The organism is Rhodococcus sp. HNM0569 (assembly GCF_012726205.1).
Taxonomy (GTDB): Bacteria; Actinomycetota; Actinomycetes; order Mycobacteriales; family Mycobacteriaceae; genus Rhodococcus_F.
Genome location: NZ_JAASAE010000035.1, coordinates 1 through 1,417, shown reverse-complemented (window position 1 = coordinate 1,417; position 1,417 = coordinate 1). Strand labels below are relative to the sequence as shown.

Below are 1,417 nucleotides of genomic sequence, written 5' to 3'. Positions count from 1 at the left end.
TCATGCCGGGTGGTCCCGCCGTGTCCTACGAGTCGCTGGGACCGATGCTCGAGAAGATCTCGGCACACGTGGACGGCACCCCGTGCTGCACGCACGTCGGCCCGAACGGCGCGGGTCATTTCGTGAAGATGGTGCACAACGGCATCGAGTACGCCGACATGCAGCTGATCGGCGAGGCGTACAACCTGCTGCGGCACACGCTCGGCCTCGACGCCGACCGCATCGCGGACATCTTCGACGAGTGGAACACCGGCGAACTCGAGAGCTATCTCGTCGAGATCACGGCGCAGGTGCTGCGGCAGAAGGACGCGAAGACCGGCGGCCCGCTCGTCGACGTGATCGTCGACGCGGCCGAGCAGAAGGGCACCGGCCGGTGGACGGTCAAGTCGGCGCTCGACCTCGGGGTGCCCGTCACCGGTATCGCCGAGGCCGTGTTCGCCCGTGCTCTGTCCGGTCATCGCGAGCAGCGCGCCGCGGCGCGTGGTCTCGCGTCGGGCACGCTCTCCGAACGCCCCGGTGACGTCGACCAGTTCACCGAGGACATCCGCCGTGCGCTGTACGCCTCGAAGATCGTCGCGTACGCGCAGGGCTTCGACCAGATCCGCGCAGGCAGCGAGGAATACGGCTGGAACGTCAAGCCGGGCGACATGGCCACCATCTGGCGGGGCGGCTGCATCATCCGTGCACGCTTCCTCAATCGCATCAAGGAGGCGTACGACCGCAACCCGGATCTCACGACGCTGATCGTCGAGCCCTACTTCCGGGACGCGATCGCCGCGGGCATCGACAGCTGGCGCCGCGTCGTCGCGACCGCCACGACGCTCGGCGTCCCGGTGCCCGCGTTCGCGTCGTCGCTGTCCTACTACGACGGGCTGCGCGCGGAACGCCTCCCTGCCGCCCTCACACAGGGCCAGCGGGACTTCTTCGGTGCGCACACCTACGAGCGCGTCGACGCCCCCGCGGGCAAGAAGTTCCATACGCTGTGGAGCGGCGACCGCTCGGAGATCGAGGCGTGAGAATCGCGGCGTGAGCCGGGGCGGTGTCGCGTGCACACGCGCGGCACCGCCCGTCGCTCGGTGCGCGAGTGAGCACGAGCACGTCCGCGCCGGTATCGTGGGGACACGTGCAATTCCTCGACGGCCACGTGCCCGCCTACGACCTCACGTACGACGACGTCTTCATGGTCCCCAACCACACCGAGGTGACCTCACGCTTCGACGTCGATCTCGCCACCACGGACGGCACCGGCACGACGATCCCGCTCGTCGTCGCCAACATGACGGCGGTCGCAGGCCGCCGCATGGCCGAGACGGTCGCGCGCCGCGGCGGGCTCGTCGTACTCCCCCAGGATCTGCCGACCCCCGCTGTCGCCGAGACGGTCGACTTCGTCAAGAGCCGCCACCTGATCGCCGACACC

General features: G+C 69.2%; 2 protein-coding genes. Both read left to right on the top strand.

What is annotated here, in order from left to right; all coding sequences use genetic code 11:
- A partial coding sequence (gene gndA, locus HCA44_RS20675) for an NADP-dependent phosphogluconate dehydrogenase (protein ID WP_169651213.1) occupies positions 1–1,016 on the top strand: 1,016 nt, incomplete at its 5' end.
- A 107-nt stretch (positions 1,017–1,123) separates the two neighbouring features.
- A partial coding sequence (locus HCA44_RS20670; RefSeq protein ID WP_346764835.1) for an IMP dehydrogenase occupies positions 1,124–1,417 on the top strand: 294 nt, incomplete at its 3' end.